General features: G+C 72.1%; 15 protein-coding genes. 9 read left to right on the forward strand and 6 right to left on the reverse strand.

The features are described from left to right. The first annotated feature begins 3 nt into the window (after positions 1 to 3). Genes Q9R33_RS01060 through Q9R33_RS20460 form a run of 3 tightly spaced genes read left to right on the forward strand, consistent with a single transcriptional unit; the run spans position 4 to position 2418 of the window. The gene (locus tag Q9R33_RS01060; protein WP_311292582.1) at positions 4 to 912 is read left to right on the forward strand and encodes a dihydrodipicolinate synthase family protein; all 909 of its coding nucleotides are present in this window, start codon (positions 4 to 6) and stop codon (positions 910 to 912) included. Between the two features lie 13 nt (positions 913 to 925). Further along, complete coding sequence (locus Q9R33_RS01065) at positions 926 to 1927, forward strand: proline racemase family protein (RefSeq protein WP_311292583.1); 1002 nt, start codon at positions 926 to 928, stop codon at positions 1925 to 1927. A 29-nt stretch (positions 1928 to 1956) separates the two neighbouring features. Continuing rightward, positions 1957 to 2418, forward strand: coding sequence for a hypothetical protein (locus Q9R33_RS20460; RefSeq protein WP_396654062.1), 462 nt, complete (start codon positions 1957 to 1959; stop codon positions 2416 to 2418). Here Q9R33_RS20460 and hpf read toward each other — a convergent pair. The 5 genes from hpf to mtrA form a co-directional block, all read right to left on the reverse strand. Continuing rightward, the gene (hpf, locus tag Q9R33_RS01070) at positions 2364 to 3023 is read right to left on the reverse strand and encodes a ribosome hibernation-promoting factor, HPF/YfiA family (RefSeq protein WP_045297400.1); all 660 of its coding nucleotides are present in this window, start codon (positions 3021 to 3023) and stop codon (positions 2364 to 2366) included. The genes Q9R33_RS20460 and hpf overlap by 55 nt on opposite strands. 121 nt (positions 3024 to 3144) lie before the next feature. Continuing rightward, complete coding sequence (locus Q9R33_RS01075; protein ID WP_311292881.1) at positions 3145 to 3804, reverse strand: phosphoribosyltransferase family protein; 660 nt, start codon at positions 3802 to 3804, stop codon at positions 3145 to 3147. Between the two features lie 96 nt (positions 3805 to 3900). Then, positions 3901 to 5610, reverse strand: coding sequence for a GerMN domain-containing protein (locus tag Q9R33_RS01080; RefSeq protein ID WP_311292584.1), 1710 nt, complete (start codon positions 5608 to 5610; stop codon positions 3901 to 3903). After that, positions 5607 to 7319 (reverse strand): MtrAB system histidine kinase MtrB, encoded by a 1713-nt coding sequence (gene mtrB, locus Q9R33_RS01085; RefSeq protein WP_311292585.1) that lies wholly within the window; start codon positions 7317 to 7319, stop codon positions 5607 to 5609. Before mtrB ends, Q9R33_RS01080 begins: the two co-directional genes overlap by 4 nt. A gap of 6 nt (positions 7320 to 7325) precedes the next feature. After that, a complete protein-coding gene (gene mtrA / locus Q9R33_RS01090) occupies positions 7326 to 8006 on the reverse strand; it encodes an MtrAB system response regulator MtrA (RefSeq protein ID WP_056370471.1) in 681 nt (226 codons plus the stop codon). 243 nt (positions 8007 to 8249) lie between these two features. Here mtrA and Q9R33_RS01095 point away from each other — a divergent pair, with 243 nt between their 5' ends. The 6 genes from Q9R33_RS01095 (at position 8250) to aqpZ (ending at position 15274) form a co-directional block, all read left to right on the forward strand. Beyond that, complete coding sequence (locus Q9R33_RS01095) at positions 8250 to 9806, forward strand: glycerophosphoryl diester phosphodiesterase membrane domain-containing protein (protein ID WP_311292586.1); 1557 nt, start codon at positions 8250 to 8252, stop codon at positions 9804 to 9806. Beyond that, positions 9797 to 10483 (forward strand): DUF4129 domain-containing protein, encoded by a 687-nt coding sequence (locus tag Q9R33_RS01100; protein ID WP_311292587.1) that lies wholly within the window; start codon positions 9797 to 9799, stop codon positions 10481 to 10483. Before Q9R33_RS01095 ends, Q9R33_RS01100 begins: the two co-directional genes overlap by 10 nt. Before the next feature lie 118 nt (positions 10484 to 10601). Continuing rightward, entirely contained in the window at positions 10602 to 11846 is a 1245-nt protein-coding gene (locus Q9R33_RS01105) for a DUF4350 domain-containing protein (RefSeq protein ID WP_157549704.1), read from the forward strand. Next, positions 11843 to 12859, forward strand: coding sequence for a MoxR family ATPase (locus Q9R33_RS01110; RefSeq protein ID WP_056370478.1), 1017 nt, complete (start codon positions 11843 to 11845; stop codon positions 12857 to 12859). The genes Q9R33_RS01105 and Q9R33_RS01110 overlap by 4 nt, the downstream gene beginning before the upstream one ends. A 5-nt stretch (positions 12860 to 12864) precedes the next feature. Next, positions 12865 to 14166 carry a DUF58 domain-containing protein gene (locus Q9R33_RS01115; RefSeq protein WP_311292588.1) on the forward strand — a complete coding sequence of 434 codons (1302 nt, stop codon included), beginning with the start codon at positions 12865 to 12867 and terminating at the stop codon, positions 14164 to 14166. Positions 14167 to 14476: 310 nt separating this feature from the next. Continuing rightward, a complete protein-coding gene (gene aqpZ, locus Q9R33_RS01120) occupies positions 14477 to 15274 on the forward strand; it encodes an aquaporin Z (RefSeq protein WP_310248027.1) in 798 nt (265 codons plus the stop codon). A gap of 71 nt (positions 15275 to 15345) precedes the next feature. Here the strand turns inward: aqpZ and katG are convergent, their stop codons facing one another. Next, a complete protein-coding gene (katG, locus tag Q9R33_RS01125) occupies positions 15346 to 17655 on the reverse strand; it encodes a catalase/peroxidase HPI (RefSeq protein WP_310248025.1) in 2310 nt (769 codons plus the stop codon). Positions 17656 to 17674: the final 19 nt, after the last annotated feature.

Consider the following 17674-nt stretch of genomic DNA (forward strand, 5'->3'; position numbering starts at 1 on the left):
ACGATGACCGACCGCAAGCCCTGGCACGGTGTGAACCTCGCCACGACCCTCCCCTTCAACCCCGACTTCTCGGTGAACTACGACGCGTACGCCGAGCACGTGCGCTTCACCACCTCGAACGGCGTCACGGGGATCATTCCGAACGGGTCGCTCGGCGAGTACCAGACGCTCACCGATGACGAGCGTCGACAGGTCTACCTCACCGCCGTCGAGGCGGCTCCGGCGGGCACCGCCGTCATCCCGGGCGTCGGCGCCTACGGCGCGCTGGAGAGCGTCCGCCTCACCGAGCATGCGGCCGAACACGGAGCCCCCGCCGTGATGCTGCTCCCGCCGAACGCGTACCGCGCGAGCGACGACGAGGTGGTCGACCACTTCCGCCGCGTCGCGGCGGTGGGCCTGCCTGTGCTGGCCTACAACAACCCCATCGACACGAAGGTCGACCTGCGCCCCGACCTGCTGGCGCGGTTGTACCAGGAGGGTCTGATCGTCTCGGTGAAGGAGTTCTCGGGCGACGTGCGCCACGCGTTCGAGATCCGCGAGCTCGCGCCGGGCCTCGACATCTCCATCGGCTCCGACGACGTCGTGCTCGAGCTCGGGATCAACGGCGCCGTCGGTTGGGTCGCCGGCTACCCGAACGCGATCCCCGCCTCGACCGTGGAACTGTACAACCTGTCGACGTCCGGCGATCCCGCGGACTGGATGAAGGCGCGCGACATCTACCGCGACCTGCACGCGCTGCTGCGCTGGGACTCGAAGACCTGGTTCGTCCAGGCGATCAAGCTCTCGCAGGAGGTCGCCGGCGTCGCGCCCGCGGGCATCACCACGCGCCCGCCCCGCCTGCCGCTTCCCGCCGACGTGCGCGCGCGTATCATCTCCGACACCGAGGCCGTGCTGGCCAAGGGCTACCGCTGATCCGAGGACCCGAATGCGATCGCAGCGCGTGTTCCACGCCGTCGACTCCCACACCGAGGGCATGCCCACCCGCGTCATCGTCGGCGGGATGGGCGTGCTTCCGGGCGCGACCATGGAAGAGCGTCGTCAGTGGTTCATGGCGAACAGCGACGACGTCCGCACCCTTCTGATGAACGAGCCGCGCGGGCACAGTGCGATGAGCGGCGCGATCCTCCAGCCGCCGACGCGCCCCGACGCCGACTTCGGCGTGCTGTACATCGAGGTGTCGGGCTGCCTCCCGATGTGCGGGCACGGCACGATCGGCGTCGCGACGGTACTGGTCGAGACCGGGATGGTGCCGGTGGTCGAGCCGGTGACGACGATCCGGCTCGACACCCCGGCCGGTCTCGTCATCGCCGACGTCGCCGTCGCGGACGGGCACGCCGAGCGCGTCACGATCCGCAACGTGCCGTCGTTCGTGGTCGGGCTCGATCGCACCGTCGAGGTCCCCGGGTACGGCGAGGTGTCGTACGACCTGGCGTTCGGCGGCAACTTCTACGCCATCGTGTCGCTCGAGCGCCTGGGACTGCCGTTCGACCGCGCCCGCAAGGACGACCTGCTCGCCGCGGGCCTCGCGATCATGGCGGCGATCGACGACGCCGATTCTCCGAGGCATCCGGTCGACCCCACGATCCACGGCTGCCACCACGTGTACCTCGAAGCGCCCGGCTCCACCGCGCGCCACTCCCGTCACGCGATGGCGATCCACCCGGGGTGGTTCGACCGCTCACCGTGCGGGACCGGGACGAGCGCGCGCATGGCCCAGCTGCATGCACGGGGCCTGCTGCCGCTCGGCACCGACTTCGTGAACGAGTCCTACATCGGCACCTCGTTCACGGGGCGGCTCGTCGAGGAGACCTCGGTCGCCGGCATCCCGGCGGTGGTCCCCACGATCACGGGCAGGGCGTGGGTCACGGGCACCGCGCAGTACATGCTCGACCCGTCGGATCCGTTCCCGCGGGGGTTCGTGCTGTGACCGTCTCATCCACCATCGGCATCCCGGTCGTGAGCGCGGCCGAGATCGACGCGGCCTTCTCACGCACGGACGCGATCGAGGCGATCACGACGGCGCTGCGGGCAGGGTGGGACATCGAGCACGACCACGACCGCCTCTTCGCACCACTGACCGGCGGCGAGTTCCTGCTGATGCCGGCCGAGTCCGCGTCCTCCGCAGGCATCAAGGTCGCCACCATCGCCCCCGGCAACACTCGGCGAGGCCTGCCGAAGGTCCACGCATGGTACCTCCTGTTCGACCGGGAGACCCTCGAGCCGTGGGGGGGGGGGGGGGGCGCCGGGGGGGCGGCCCCCCGCAACCCCCCCCGGCGCGGCCGGGGGGGCGGCGCCCCCGGTCGGCGGGGGGGGGGGGGGGGGGGGGCCGCGCCCCCCCCCCCCCCCACCCCTCGGAGTACGTGTCAGGACGCCAGTTCGTCCGGCTGCGCCTGCGTGGTCAGCGAGATCACGCCGTAGTCCCAGCCCTTGCGGCGGTATACGACGCTGGGGTGGTCGGTGCGGGCGTCGATGAACAGGAAGAAGTCATGGCCGACCAGCTCCATGCGGTCGACGGCCTCCTCCACCGACATCCATTCGGGGTGGAACTCCTTCGTGCGGATGACGACGGGTGTGTAGCCCTCTTCCTCCTCGTTGCCCGTGATGATCGGGATCTCGCCGGTGGCGACGGCGCGGAGCACGTCGACGGATGCCGGCTGCAGATCGATCCCCTGGAGCGCACCGCTGCCCTTCTCGAACTTGGCGCCGCGGGGGTGGTTGCGCGCGTCGACGCGCTTGTCCTTCGCGCGGCGCAGCTGTTCGCACAGCTTGTCGACCGCGAGGTCGAGGGCGGTGAACTTGTCGCCGTCCGTCGCCTCGGCCCGGATGACAGGGCCCTTGCCGTTGACGGTGAGCTCGACGGTCTCATCCTCCATGCGACCGTTGTGATACGCGCGATGCGTCACCTTGACCTCCACGCGTTGAGCGCGGGGCGCGAGGTTCTCGATGCGGAGGGCCTTCTCCTCGACGACACCGCGGAAGCGATCTGTGATCCCCACTCCCACGCCGACGATGCTGGTTTCCATCCTTGACCTCCTTGTTCCGGTCCGCCCGGCCAAGGGCGGACCATCAGTCGCCTTGTCCCCCCACGCTAGCCGGGCGTTCGGACTCTGTCACCTGTGAGTTTCGATTGCGTCGGGAAGCCGTTCACCGACGTGTTGCACGCCTCCGCGGAGTGGCTGCGACGGTGACCGCGGCCACCACCACGGCGCCCCCCGCACGCAGTGCCCGCACCGCTTCGCTGAGACTCGCACCGGTGGTCACGACGTCGTCGACGACCACGACCCGCTGCCCCGCGCCGCCCGTGGCCACGAGGCTCTGCGCGACGTTCCGCGCCCGGGCGTCGCGGTCGAGCCCGCGCTGGTCCCCGGTGCGCCGGGCGTACCGGAGCAGGCGGCTCGGCCGCCGGCCGACGCGACGCACGAGCAGATCGGGCACTCGGTAGCCGCGCCGGCGATACGACCGGCGCGAGGTCGGCAGGGGCACCAGCACGGCGTCTCCGGCACCGGCGCGGGCCAGCGCCGCCGCGAGAGCGGGAGCGAGCGCCTCGGCGAGGCTCGTGCGCCCCTCCTCCTTGATCGCGCGCAGGACGCGCGCCGCGACCCCCTCGAAGGCCAGGCCGCTCCACACCGCGACGACGCCGCCCGGCGCCTCGATGGACTGCCTCCGGGGGGCGGGAGCCAGGGCGAGCGCGCAGCGCTCGCACAGGGCGACGTCGGGCTCGTCGCACCCCGCGCACGAGACGGGAAGCAGCAGCGCCAGCGCATCGGCGCACGCCTCCCGCACGGCGACGAGGATCTCCGGCATCACCGCCCCAGCATCGCGGGCACGCGCGGTGGTCTCGGTGCCGGCGTGTCGGATCGGTGGACCGCCGTCGCCGGTGCCGGCCTGGGGAGGAACCTCCTACTGCGGGGCGCCCTGCTGGGTCGCGAGGACCCCGATGCCCGTCGCGGTGGGCTGCCAGCTCGTGCCGCGCTTGACGTAGAGCGTGCCGTCCTCGGCCCGAAGCCGCAGACTCGAGATGCCACTGCCACCCGCGATCGAGGCCACGCCCGAAGGTGCCGTCGACGTGGAGGTCGGCGCGCCGACCACCTGCTCGATGACCGTCGAGTCGGCGTCGGCGCCGCTGGTCAGCACGCCGACCGAGACGTCGTCGATCCACGTGACGCCGATCCGTGTGACGCCGATCACCGCACCACCGGCGACGGCGAGCTGCATGGACGGACCGAGGCGCACCGGCGCGATGTCGTCACGGATGACGCCCGCCACCGACACCACCGACCGCCCGCCCGCGCTCACCAGGGCGGCCAGGCGCGTGCCGTCGCGCGACAGCGCCATGCCGGCGATGGCCGTCCCTTCGCCCCACGCCTCGGCGACCTCGATCACATCGCCGTTGGGCAGGTACGCCCGCAGCGCGGCCGGGTCGTCCTGGGGGACGCTCCATACGACTCCGTACGGGTCGATCACGGGATCGACCAATCCGGGCCGGGTGTCCAGCACCTCGGGCTCGGTCCCGGCCGAGTTCAGCCTCACCACCGCTCCCGAGGCGAGGCGTGCCGCGGCGAGGTCGCGCTCGGCCCCGACCTGCACGCTCAGCGGCGACGCGGCTTCGACGGCAGCCGAGAGCCCGGGGATCTTGTCGATCTCATCGCCCGTGAGGAATCCGAATCCGGCCTCCGTCAGCACCAGGGGCGTGGCCGGCACGCGGGTGGAACGCACGGCGACGGGCTCCGCGTCGATCGGGGCGGAGTCCACGGTCATCACGACCTCGGCCACGCCGGCGGCCCGCAGGCTCTCTTCGAGCTGCGTCAGCATGCGGTTGCGGGCGTCACTGCTCGCGGCCAGCATCGCTTCGCCTGTGAGAGCGACGTCGGACACGCCCTCCTCGGCGGTCGGCACGACGGTGACCGCTGACACGCCATCGGGGAACGCGGTCTCGACCGATTCGGCCAGCCACTCGCTCTTCGGCTTGTTCACCAGCGCGAGAGCGATGCTCCCCGCCGCCTTCGTCACCGGGAACCAGCGCACGTCGGGCACGAGGTACTGGTACGACGGGTCGAAGTACATGAGCGGGTAGCGGTGGAACACCTGTGGGAACTGCGCCTCGTCGAGCCAGACCCCGTCGGGGGCCTCGGTGATGCGCCACTCGCCATCGTCCTGCTGTGCGAGTTCGAACGTCCAGTTCCCGGGAGACAGGTCCGCCCGCTGGTAGGCGCCGCTGTCGTCGACCGTCCCTGCCACCTCCGAGGCGAAATCGACGATGCCCTCACCAGTCTCGACGTAGTCCCGCTCGGCTCGCTCGTCGACGATCACCCCCGCATCCGGATTCCATGTCTCGGCGAGGGAAGGTGCCAGGAACTCGCGGGCGACGGCCCAGTTGCCACGCACGCCGGGACCCGAGCCTGCATCGATGAACCCCTCGACGATCTGCTGCGGCGTGGCGCCGGGCTGCGGCCGGTTCGGGATGAACACCACGTTCTGCGAGCCGTTGCCGGTGTTGCCGTTCTCCAGCCCGTACTCCGGCGGCCCGCTCGTGGGGAAGCCCGCGCAGCCGGTCACGACGACCGCGCACAGCGCCAGGACGAGGGCCAGGATGCCGCGAACCCGGGTCATGCGGATCCTCCTCGGGTGCCGGCATCCGTGTCGGTCGCGCCGTCGCGGGGCAGCTCGATCGGCGCGGTGAGGCCGAGGTCGTCGAGGGCGGCGACCGCGTCGTCGCCCGGATCGACCGGGATCGGCGACTCTCCCGCAAGCGGTATCGCCTGTCTCGGGAGGGTCAGGACGAAGTTCGTGCCGCGGCCGACCTCCGACCACACCGCCAGTTCGCCGCCGTGGAGCTTCGCATCGCCGAGCGCGATCGACAGGCCGAGGCCGGTGCCGCCGATCGTGCGCTTGCGCGAGGGGTCCGCGCGCCAGAAGCGGTCGAAGACGTGCTCGACGTCCTCGGGCTTCATCCCCATGCCGTAGTCGCGCACGCCGATGGCGACGGCCTGCTGGTTGCTGTCGACGCTGACGACGATGGGACGCCCCTCGCCGTGCTCGATCGCGTTGCCCAGCAGGTTGCGCACCACGCGCCGCACCCGCCGCGGGTCCATGTCGACCGGGGAATATCCCCCGGGAGCCACGAGACGCACGTCCGTGCCGTGCTGTTCGGCGAGCTGCTGCATAGACCCGATCACGTCTTCGGCGAGGTGGGCGAGGCTCGTCGGCTCCAGTTCGAGCTGCACCGAACCCGCGTCGTAGCGGCTGATCTCGAGCAGGTCGGTGAGCAGGGTCTCGAAGCGCTGCACCTGCGCGTTCAGCAGCTCGGCCGCGCGCGCCGTGGCCGGATCGAAGTCCTCCCGCTGGTCGTTGATCATGTCCGCGGCGAGGCGGATCGTCGTCATCGGGGTGCGCAGCTCGTGCGACACGTCGGAGACGAAGCGCTGCTGCACCAGAGAAAGGTCGGCGAGCTCCTTGATCTGCGACTCCATGCTGTCGGCCATCGCGTTGAACGACCGGCCGAGGGTCGCCAGCTCGTCCTCGCCGCGCACCTCCAGACGCACGTCGAGACGACCCGCCGCGAGCTTCGCGCTCGTGTCGGCGGCCTCGCTGATCGGAGTGGTCACGGACCGCAGCACGAACCACGCGATGCCGCTGATCAGGAGCACGAGGCCGATGCCGACGACCCACAGCGTCCGCTGCACGAAGGTGAGCGTCTCGGGTGCGTTCGCGAGGTCGTACGCGAGGTACAGCTCGTACGACGCGACGCCCTCGATGGTGAGCTGCTGCCCGACCAGGATTCCCGGGACCGTCGTGTCGTCGCCGTCGGGAAGGGCGACCGGCTGCCAGATCTGCTGATCGGGGTTGGTGCGCACGAGCGCACGCATCGGCGTGGTGAGCAGCTCGTTCATCACCTCCTCGTTCGTGCTGAAGTCCTGCGGCGCGTTGGGCACCAGCGGCCCGATGCGGTAAGCGCCCACGATCACGGCCGAGGACTGATCGCGAAGCGCCGTGAATGCCAGAGCCATGACGTTCTGCAGCTGGATGGAGTCGTTCTGCACCGAGGCGTCGAGGGTCCGCTGCGCCGCGGCGCGCGCCTGCTCGGCGTCCAACAGCACCTGGTCCTTGCGCGAGGCGAAGAGATCGTTCTGGATGGCGAGGGTCATCCAGACGCAGGCGACCACGACGGCGAGCGCCGTGAGACCGATCGTGACGAGGAGGGTGCGGAACCGGAGGGAGCGCCGCCACAGGCCCGCGATGTCAGCCGGCCAGGCCCGCCAGAGGCGCCACCACCGCACGCGGGCGCGCGCCGGCGTCACGGCCGTGATGGGCGCGGTCATGGCCGTCTAGACGACGGCGCCGGCGCGGTATCCGACACCGCGCACGGTCGTCACGATCTTGGGGTTGTCGGGGTCCATCTCGACCTTCGCCCGCAACCGCTGCACGTGGACGTTCACCAGGCGCGTGTCGGCCTTGTAGTGGTAGCCCCACACCTGCTCGAGCAGCATCTCGCGCGAGAACACCTGCTGCGGCTTGGATGCCAGGGCGACGAGCAGTTCGAATTCGAGGGGGGTCAGGGCGATCGGCCCGTCGCCGCGGCGCACCTCGTGCGCGGCGACGTCGACGGTGAGGTCGCCGATCCGCAGCGAGTCGTTCGCCGGCTGACTCGCCGGGCGCAGCCGGGTGCGGATGCGGGCGACGAGCTCCTTCGGGTTGAACGGCTTGACGATGTAGTCGTCGGCGCCCGACTCGAGGCCCTTCACGACGTCGGCGGTGTCGGTGCGGGCGGTGAGCATGATGATCGGGATGCCGGACTCCGCGCGGATCCGGGTGCAGATCTCGATGCCGTCCATGCCCGGCAGCATCAGGTCGAGGAGGATGAGATCAGGACGCTCGGTGCGCCACGCGTCGACAGCCTCTGCACCGTCCGCGCAGAAGACCGTCTCGAATCCCTCCGTGCGCAGCACGATCCCGATCATCTCGGCAAGGGCGGTGTCATCGTCGACCACCAGGATGCGTGAAGTCATCGCGCGCGTTCGTTCCTTCTGTCCAGGCGCAGAGGACGACGTGCGCGTCCCCGTGCGCTTCCCACAGAGTAGTCGACCTGGGCTGTGGACCGGCCGAAGCTCGCCCGAACGCATACCGAGAAGCTCATCCACACGGCGGCTGCGGCATCCGTCCGATATGGAACGATAGGGGCAAGCGCCGTCCTGAGGGCGCGGCCGACGCGCCGCACAGCCCGCGACGCGCCGCCGACCGAGAGGGGAATCGTGTCCGCATACCCGGCCTGGACGCCGGCGTCACGCCCCGGGATCATCCCGCTGCACCCGCTGTCGTTCGGCACGATCCTGGGCCGCTCGTTCTCGGCGCTGCGGCAGAACCCGCGCGTGCTGCTGGGCTTCGCGCTCGTCGTGCAGACGCTCGCGTACATCGTCGTCCTCGGCGGTGTGCTCGCCATCGGGTGGGCGTCGTTCTCGCGCCTTGACACACTGCGGCCGGGCACGGAGGAGTACGACACCGTCATGGCGGGGTCGATCGCGCTCACCGCCGTCGCCGGCATCGTGCTGTCGCTGGCCGCGGGCGCGCTCAGCGTCATCGTGCAGGGCATCGTCGTCGTCGAGGTGACACACGCCGCCGTCGCCGAGAAGCAGACCCTCGGCGCGCTCTGGCGTCAGGTCAAGCCGATCGCGTGGCGGCTCATCGGTTACTCGCTGCTCGTCGTCCTGGCGGTCATCGCCGTCGTCGCGGTGGTCGTGCTCGGGATCGTGGGCATCGCGATGGCGGCGCCGCCGGCGGCGATCCTGCTGACGATCCTCGTGATCCTCGCCGCGATCCCTCTCACGTGGTGGCTGATGATCAAGCTCCTGCTGGTGCCGGCCGCCATCATCATCGAGCACGCCACGATCCTCCAGGCACTGTCGCGCTCGTGGACCCTCACGCGTCGGCGCTTCTGGCCGGCCCTGGGCATCATCCTCGTGATCAGCGTCATCTTCGCGGCCGTCGCGCAGGTCGTGAGCCTGCCCATGAGCTTCCTCTCGATGGGGCTGACGACGATCATCGCTCCCACGGGCGATCCCGAGCCGACGGCCATCATCGGCTTCATCGCCGCGACCCTGCTCACGCAGGTGCTCACGCTGCTCCTGCAGTCGGTCGCCGTCGTCGTGCAGTCCACCGCGACGGCGCTCATCTACATCGACTGCCGCATGCGCCGCGAAGGGCTCGACCTCGACCTGCTGGCGTACGTGGAGCGACGGGATGCCGGCGCCACCGCTCTCGCCGATCCCTATCGCGAGCACATCGGGCGCGAGATCGCGCCGCGGGGTGTTCCCGGGGCATATCCGGTGCCCGGTCACGCACCGTACCCGCCCGGGTATGCGATCCCGGGGTACCCGCCCGCGCCGGCCGGCGCGGTGTTCTCCACGGCGCCGGCGCAGCCGGGCTACGGGCCACCCGCAGGGTACGGACCGCAGCCGGGCCACGGCGTGCCGCCGGCGTACGGAGCACCGGCGCAGCCGGGCTACGGCGTGCCGCCCGGGTACGGCGCGCCGGCCCAGCCTGCGCACGGAGCGCCGGCGCAGCCAGCGTACGGTGCCCCGGCACAGCCTGCCTACGGTGCGCCCGCGCAGCCGGCGTATGGTGCGCCCACGCAACCCGCCTACGGTGCGCCCGCCGACCGCCCCGCGGCCCCGGCGCCCGCGCAGCCGCCCGCGGCCACGCCCGCCGCAGCCCCCGCACCGCCGGCGCCCGCGGACGAGCCCTCCCCCACCCGCTGGACCGCCCCCGGCGCCGCACCCGACGGCACCGACCGCGAGTCGCCGTGGGCCTGATCCCCGCCGCTGTGCGCGCGCTCGCGCGCGCGTCCGACGCCGTCCCGCCGCTCACGCCGGACGGTGACGCCGCGCGGCGGTGGGCGGAACAGGAACTGTCGGACCCGGCGTACGACGTGGCCGAACCGACGCCGTTCGACCGCATCGCGCGCGCCGTCGGCGACTTCATCGCGTCGCTGCTGAATCCGGACCTCTCCGGCGGATGGGGCTCGACGTTCGCGCTCGTCGCCGCGATCGTCGTCGCCGTCGTCATCATCGCGGCGTTCCTGCTGTGGGGCGTGCCGCGGGTGACCCGGCGCGCCGCGTCGCGGACGCCGCTCCTGTTCGGCGAGGCCGAGCACCGCTCGGCCGCCGAGCTTCGTGCGGCCGCCGCGGAGCGCGCCCGTGCGGCGGACTGGGACGCGGCGATCGTGCTGCGTTTCCGCGCCCTCGCCCGCGGCTGCCTCGAACGCGGTGTCGTCGACCCGCCGCCCGGCGCGACCGTGCACGCGTTCGCTCGAGCCGCAGGCGCGGCCTTCCCCGCGCTCGAGGCCCGGCTCGAAGCTGCGGCCACCGCGTTCGACGACGTCCGCTACCTGCGGCGTCCGGGGAGCGAAGACCTCTACCGTCTCGTCGAGTCCGCCGACGACGCCGTCTCCGCCGCCCGCCCGGTCGCCCGGGAGGAGGTCCCCGCATGAGACTCCCGCACACAGAATCGGAGATTCTGGTCGACACCCCGTGTGGCGCGACCACCGGGCGGCGTGTCGCCGAGTGCCTCCGATTCTGTGCACCCGCCACGAGCTGCCGAGGCACCGCATGACGGCGGCGGCGCTCGACACGTCGACTCCGGTCCCCGCGTCCCCTCCGCCCGGCGGCGGCGCGCCGGGCGGATCCTCCGGGCGCGTGGGTCCAGCTGGGCCCCGGCGCGGCCGCCGGTGGGCGGCGTGGGTCTCGATCGGGCTCGCCCTGCTCGTGATCGGCGGGATCGGCGGGGCGGTGTCGGCGGCCAACCAGTGGGCGCAGCGCGACGCGCTCGACCCGGACTCGACCGGCCCGGGCGGCACCCGCGCTCTCGCCGAGATCCTGCGCGGCCACGGCGTCGACGTGCGGGTGGTGCGAGATCGCGCGGCCGCATCGGAGATCCTGGCCACGGCACCCGCAACCCTCGTCCTCCCCGACGCGCCGGCGCTCTCGGACGACGCGATCGCCGACCTCGCCGCCGAGGCCACGGACATCGTGCTCATCGAGCCCCGTGCCCGCACGCTCGATCTCCTGCTCCCGGGCTCGGCGCCCGCCGGGGTCGCCCCCGACACGGCGATCGAGCCCGACTGCGACGTCGACGCGGCGCTGCGCGCCGGGTCCGTCGCTCCGGGGGCGGTCTACAGCGCAGGCGATTCCGAGGCGTGCTACCCGGCGGAGGCCGGCTCCGCTCTCCTCGTCCGTTCCGCCGATGACGGCCGCGTCGCCGCGGTCGATGCCCGACCGCTCTTCGCCAACGAGCACCTCGCCCAGAACGGCAACGCGGCGCTCGCGGTGAACCTGCTGGGGCGGCATCCGCTCGTCGTCTGGTACGTCCCGAATCCCGGCGACACCGACCTCGCGAACGCGAACCCGTCGCTCGGCGACCTCACGCCGCCCTGGGTGAGCGCGGTCATCGTCCTCCTCCTGATCGCGGGCATCGCCGCGGGCGTCTGGCGCGGCCGCCGGTTCGGCCCGCTCGTGGCGGAGACCCTGCCCGTGACGGTGCGCGCCTCCGAGACGACCGAGGGGCGCGCCCGCCTCTACGCGCGCGCCGGCGATCCGCTGCACGCCGCGGACCGCCTGCGCATCGGCGCACTGCGGCGCATCGCGGCTCTCCTCGGCCTCGGCGCGAACGCCGCCGCCCCCGAGATCGCCGACGCCGCCGCGGGCCGCACCGGGCTCGACCGCAGGATCGCGCGCAGCATCCTGATCGACGACATCCCCCGCAGCGACGCGGATCTCGTCGCCCTGAGCACCCGCTTGAGAGACCTCGAGGACGCCGTGCGTACGGCCGTCCGCCCCGAAAGGAGTCCCCGATGACGGACACGCCCGCCACTGCGAGCACCGAGGCGCCCGCCGCGACGGACCGCCCTCCCCTCGACGACGCCGCCCTGCGCGAGGCGATGAACCGCGTGCGTCTGGAGGTGGGCAAGGCCGTGGTCGGGCAGGACGGCACGGTGACGGGCCTGCTGATCGCCCTGCTGTCGCGTGGTCACGTGCTCCTCGAGGGGGTGCCCGGCGTCGCGAAGACCCTCCTCGTCCGCGCGTTCTCGACAGCGCTGGGTCTCGACACGAAGCGCATCCAGTTCACGCCCGATCTCATGCCGGGCGATGTATCGGGGTCGCTCGTGTACGACGCGAAGACCGGCGAGTTCGAGTTCCGCGCAGGTCCGGTCTTCACGAACGTCGTGCTCGCGGACGAGATCAACCGCACGCCGCCCAAGACGCAGGCGGCTCTGCTCGAGGCGATGGAGGAGCGCCAGGTCTCGACCGACGGGGTGACCCGCCCCTTGCCCGACCCGTTCCTCGTCGCGGCCACCCAGAACCCGATCGAGCACGAGGGCACCTACACGCTGCCCGAGGCGCAGCTCGACCGGTTCCTGCTGAAGCTCATCGTCGAGGTGCCGGCACGGGATGCCGAGCTCGCGGTGCTGCGGCGCCACGCGAGCGGCTTCGACCCGCGCGACCTCGCGGGTGCGGGCCTGCGCCGTGCGGCGAGCGCCGACGAGATCCGCGCGGCACAGCGGGCCGCGGCATCCGTCACCGTCTCGGACGATGTGCTCGGCTACGTGGTGGATCTCGCGCAGGCCACGCGCCGGAGCCCCTCGGTGCAGCTCGGGGTGAGCCCGCGCGCGGCGACCGCGCTGCTTGCGGCGTCGAAGGCGTGGGCGTGGCTCGGCGGGTACCCGGCGATCACGCCCGACCACGTGCAGACGATGCTGCTGCCCACGTGGCGCCATCGGATCCGGCTGCGCCCCGACGCGGAGCTCGAGGGCGTGTCCGTCGACGCCGTGCTGGGCTCGGTGCTGCAGCAGACCCGCGTCCCGATCTGAGCCGCATGTACGTCACCGGTCGTCTGCCGCTGCTCGTCGCCCTCGGCGCGCTGCCCGTCGCGCTGCTCTCGGCGGCGGGCGTCGACGCGTGGATCGCGGCCGCGGGGTGGGTGCTGCTGTGCCTCGTCGCGCTGCTCGGCGACGCCGTGGCGGCACCGGACCCCCGCCGGATCGCCGTGACGCGGCGCATGCCCGGGCGCGCGCTCCTCGGCCAGCCCGTGGTCGCCGAACTCGTCCTGCGCAACGGCGGCGAGCGCACGCTGCGCGGCCGGATCCGCGACGCGTGGCAGCCGACGGCGGGGGCTCCGGCGGAACGGCCGGCCGTCGTCATCCCGCCCGGCGAGGCCCGGACCATCGCCGTCGCGCTCCTCCCCCGCCGCCGCGGCGAGCTGCGCTCACGCTTCGTCGTCGTACGGTCCGACGGACCGCTGCGCCTCGCCGGACGCCAGGCCCGCCTCGACGAGCCCGGCGCCGTGCGCGTGCTGCCGCCGTTCACCGCCCGCCGTCATCTGCCGTCGCGGCTCGCCCGACTGCGCGAGCTCGACGGCAACACCAGCGTGCAGGTGCGCGGTCAAGGCACGGAGTTCGACAGCCTGCGCGAGTACGTCCGCGGCGACGACGTGCGATCGATCGACTGGCGAGCGACGGCGCGGGCGAGCACGACCATGCTCCGCACCTGGCGCCCCGAGCGCGACCGGCACGTCGTGATCGTGATCGACACCGGACGCACGGCGGCCGCGCGCGTCGGCGACGGGGTGCGGATGGATGCCGCGATGGAGGCGGCGCTCCTCCTCTCGGCGCTGGCCACCCGGGCGGGCGACCACGTGCACCTGCTGATGTTCGACCGCACGATCCGCGCCCGCGTCACACGCGTGGACGGACCCGGTCTGCTGCCCGCGCTGGTGGACGCGATGGCGCCCGTCGAACCCCAGCTGATCGACACCGACTGGGATGCCGCGTTCGCGCAGGTGCGCGTGCTCACCTCCCGCCCGTCCCTGGTGGTGCTCCTGACCGCGCAGGACGCGGCGGAGGCGGCGCGCGGATTCCTCGGGTCTCTGCCCGCTCTCGCCCGCGGGGCGCACGTGCTGGTCGGCACCGTCACCGACGAAGAGGACCCGCTGCCGGAGCGTCCCGACGCCGCCGACGTGTACCGCGCCGCCGCCATCGAGCAGAGCGCCCACGACGCCGCCGCCGTCGCGGCAGCGATCGGCCGGGCCGGCGGTGAGGCGATCGCCGCGACACCCGAAGACCTGCCGCCGCGGATCGCCGACCGCTACCTCGCGCTGAAGGCCGCCGGTCGCCTGTGAGGCACCGGACTCGCCGCACCAGGAGCCGCCTCTCCGGGTTTGGGGCGCGCCCCGCGCCTTCGGGCGCACCGCATGCGCCCCGAACGCAGCCCGTGCGCCCCGAACCGCGGGCGACGCCACGCAGAGCGGACCAGCGGAGGGGACGGATGCCGCGGGCGACAGCATCCGACACCGCAAACGGGTGGCGACCATCGCCTGAACCACGGGGGAAACTTGGGGAGATCAGGCGTTATACGCGGACACTCCGCGCGCGGTTCCTGGGAAACCGCTGAACATGCCGCTAGCCTCGCGGCGAGGAAAGGAGTCCGCCATGTCGGATACCACCATCCCGCCCACCACGGTGAACAGGCTCGTCGCGGAGGCATTGGGAACGTTTCTGCTCGTCTTCGGCGGTGTCGGCGCGGCGCTGTTCGCGGCCAACTTCCCGGCCGGAGACGAGGGCAACCCGCTCGGCATCGCGTTCGTCGGCGTCTCGCTGGCGTTCGGCCTGACCGTCGTCGCGGGCGCCTACGCATGGGGACCGATCTCGGGCGGCCACTTCAACCCCGCCATCACGCTCGGTCTCGCCGCGGCCGGTCGATTCGAGTGGAAGAACACGATCGGCTACATCATCGCCCAGGTGATCGGCGGCGCCCTCGGCACGACCCTCATCGTGCTGATCGGCATCTTCGGCACGGATAACTGGCTCGCCAACGCACAGGACGGCGGCTTCGCGTCCAACGGCTACGGCACCGGCGATTTCGGTTCGCCCGGCGGCTTCGAGCTCGGCGCGGCGATCATCGCAGAGGTCGTGCTGACGGCGATCTTCGTGCTCATCATCCTCGGCGTCACCCATTCCACGCGCGGCACGGCGGCTCTCGCGCCGCTTGCGATCGGGCTCACGCTGACGCTCATCCACCTGATCTCGATCCCGATCGACAACACGTCGGTGAACCCGGCCCGCTCGATCGCGGCGGCGATCTACGGCGGCCCCGGCCCGCTGTCGCAGCTGTGGGTGTTCATCGTGTTCCCGATCGTCGGCGGCCTCATCGCCGGTGTCCTGCACCGGGCGCTCTTCGAGCCCAAGGGCACGCTGCCCCCGGTTCAGGCCGAGGCGCGGGTCAAGTAGGCACCGCACGCACCACGAGAAGCGGCCCGCCCCCTTTTCCGGGGACGGGCCGCTTCTCTGTTCAGCGAGTGTCAGACGAGGTCGAACCGGTCCAGCTCGGTGACCTTGCCCCAGGCCTTGACGAAGTCGCGCACGAACTTCTCGTTCGCGTCGTCGGAGGCGTACACCTCGGCGACGGCGCGCAGCTCCGAGTTCGACGCGAACAGCAGGTCGACGCGCGTGCCGATGCCCACCGGCGCGCCCGAGCCGTCCTTGACGCCGGCGAAGGCGTGCGCACCCCGGTCGAGCGGCTTCCAGGTCGTGCCCAGGTCGAGCAGGTTCACGAAGAAGTCGTTCGTGAGCACGCCCTTGCGGTCGGTGAACACGCCGTACTCCGAGTCGTCCCAGTTCGCACCGAGGACGCGCAGGCCGCCGACGAGGACCGTCAGCTCCGGCGCGCTCAGCGTGAGCAGGTTCGCGCGGTCGATGAGGTGGTGCTCCTCGGGCATGAACGCCTGCGGCCCGTAGTAGTTGCGGAACCCGTCGGTGGTCGGCTCGAGGAACGCGAACGACGTGACGTCGGTCTGCTCCTGCGTGGCGTCGGTGCGGCCCGGGTGGAAGACCACCTCGGCGTCGACGCCGGCGTCCTTCGCCGCCTTCTCGACCGCCGCGTTGCCCGCGAGCACGATGAGGTCGGCCAGCGACACCTTCTTGCCGGAGGCCTGGGCGTCGTTGAACGACGCCTGGATCTGCTCGAGCTTCGCGAGCACCGTCGCGAGCTGGGCGGGCTTGTTGACCTCCCAGTCCTTCTGCGGGGCGAGGCGGATGCGGGCGCCGTTGACGCCGCCGCGCTTGTCGCTGCCGCGGAACGAGGATGCTGCCGCCCACGTGGTCTCGACGAGCTCCGACACGCTCAGCCCGCTGTCGAGGATCTGCGCCTTCAGCGCCGCCGCGTCCGCCGCGTCGATGAGCTCGTGGTCGACCGCGGGCACGCGGTCCTGCCAGAGCAGCTCCTCGGCGGGGACCTCAGTGCCCAGGTAGCGCTCGATCGGGCCCATGTCGCGGTGGGTCAGCTTGAACCAGGCGCGCGCGAACGCGTCGGCGAAGGCCTCGGGGTCGTCCTTGAACTTCCGCGAGATCGCGTCGTACGCCGGGTCGGTGCGCAGGGCGAGGTCGCTGGTGAGCATGCGGGGCTCGCGACGGCCGTTCGAGTGCGCCATGGGCACCATGTCGGCGCCGCCGCCGTTGATCGGGCGCCACTGGTGACCCCCGCCCGGGCTGCGCATGAGCTCCCACTCGTAGGCGTAGAGGATGTGGAAGAACTCGTTGTCCCAGCGCGTCGGGTGGTACGTCCACGTCACCTCGAGGCCCGACGTGATGGTGTCGTCGCCGTGGCCGGTGCCGTGGCCGTTCTTCCAGCCGAGGCCCTGCTCCTCGAGGCCGGCAGCCTCGGGGTTGTCGCCGACGTTCGTGTCGGGTGCGGCGCCGTGGGTCTTGCCGAAGGTGTGGCCACCGGCGATCAGGGCGACGGTCTCCTCGTCGTCCATCGCCATGCGGCCGAACGTCTCACGGATGTCGCGCGCGGACTTCAGCGGGTCGGGCTCACCGTTCGGGCCCTCCGGGTTCACGTAGATGAGACCCATCTGCACGGCGGCGAGCGGCCGCTCGAGGTCGCGGTCGCCCGAGTAGCGCTCGTCGGCGAGCCACGTGGTCTCGGGACCCCAGTACACGTCGGCGTCCGGCTCCCACACGTCGGCGCGGCCACCCGCGTAGCCGAAGGTCTCGAAGCCCATCGACTCGAGCGCCACGTTGCCCGCGAGGATCATGAGGTCGGCCCACGACAGCGACTGGCCGTACTTCTTCTTGACCGGCCAGAGCAGGCGGCGCGCCTTGTCGAGGTTGACGTTGTCGGGCCAGCTGTTCAGCGGCGCGAACCGCTGCTGACCGGCGCCGCCGCCGCCGCGGCCGTCGGTCACGCGGTACGTGCCGGCGCTGTGCCACGCCATGCGGATCATGAGCGGGCCGTAGTTGCCGAAGTCGGCGGGCCACCAGTCCTGCGACGTGGTGAGGGTCTCGGCGATGTCGGCCTTGACCGCGGCCAGGTCGAGCGCCTCGAAGGCCGCCTTGTAGTCGAAGTCCTCGCCCAGCGGGTTGGCGATCGCCGGGTTCTTGGCGAGGATCTTGAGGTTCAGCTGGTTCGGCCACCAGACGCTGTTGGCGTTGCCCGTGGTCGGATGCGGCTGACCGCCGTGGATGACGGGGCAGCCTTCGGTCTCGTTCGGGCGCGGACGGGTCTCGCCGTCCTCTCGCTCGTCGACCGGGGTGTCGATCGGGGTGACCGCCTGATCGGCGTCGGTCGGGTTCTCACCGATCTCCGGGATCGTGTCGTTGGTGTCGGTCATGGCTTCCTTCCAATCGGAT

The organism is Microbacterium sp. PRC9 (genome assembly GCF_031844125.1).
Lineage (GTDB): Bacteria > Actinomycetota > Actinomycetes > Actinomycetales > Microbacteriaceae > Microbacterium.

What these genes read in the sequence shown, in the direction of transcription:
- Q9R33_RS01060 (WP_311292582.1), top strand. Translation starts at nt 4, where the DNA reads ATGACCGACCGCAAGCCCTGGCACGGTGTGAACCTCGCCACGACCCTC.
- mtrB (WP_311292585.1), bottom strand. Translation starts at nt 7,319, where the DNA reads ATGACCGCGCCCATCACGGCCGTGACGCCGGCGCGCGCCCGCGTGCGG.
- Q9R33_RS01075 (WP_311292881.1), bottom strand. Translation starts at nt 3,804, where the DNA reads ATGCCGGAGATCCTCGTCGCCGTGCGGGAGGCGTGCGCCGATGCGCTG.
- Q9R33_RS01115 (WP_311292588.1), top strand. Translation starts at nt 12,865, where the DNA reads ATGTACGTCACCGGTCGTCTGCCGCTGCTCGTCGCCCTCGGCGCGCTG.
- mtrA (WP_056370471.1), bottom strand. Translation starts at nt 8,006, where the DNA reads ATGACTTCACGCATCCTGGTGGTCGACGATGACACCGCCCTTGCCGAG.
- hpf (WP_045297400.1), bottom strand. Translation starts at nt 3,023, where the DNA reads ATGGAAACCAGCATCGTCGGCGTGGGAGTGGGGATCACAGATCGCTTC.
- Q9R33_RS01080 (WP_311292584.1), bottom strand. Translation starts at nt 5,610, where the DNA reads ATGACCCGGGTTCGCGGCATCCTGGCCCTCGTCCTGGCGCTGTGCGCG.
- Q9R33_RS01065 (WP_311292583.1), top strand. Translation starts at nt 926, where the DNA reads ATGCGATCGCAGCGCGTGTTCCACGCCGTCGACTCCCACACCGAGGGC.
- katG (WP_310248025.1), bottom strand. Translation starts at nt 17,655, where the DNA reads ATGACCGACACCAACGACACGATCCCGGAGATCGGTGAGAACCCGACC.
- Q9R33_RS01105 (WP_157549704.1), top strand. Translation starts at nt 10,602, where the DNA reads ATGACGGCGGCGGCGCTCGACACGTCGACTCCGGTCCCCGCGTCCCCT.
- aqpZ (WP_310248027.1), top strand. Translation starts at nt 14,477, where the DNA reads ATGTCGGATACCACCATCCCGCCCACCACGGTGAACAGGCTCGTCGCG.
- Q9R33_RS01110 (WP_056370478.1), top strand. Translation starts at nt 11,843, where the DNA reads ATGACGGACACGCCCGCCACTGCGAGCACCGAGGCGCCCGCCGCGACG.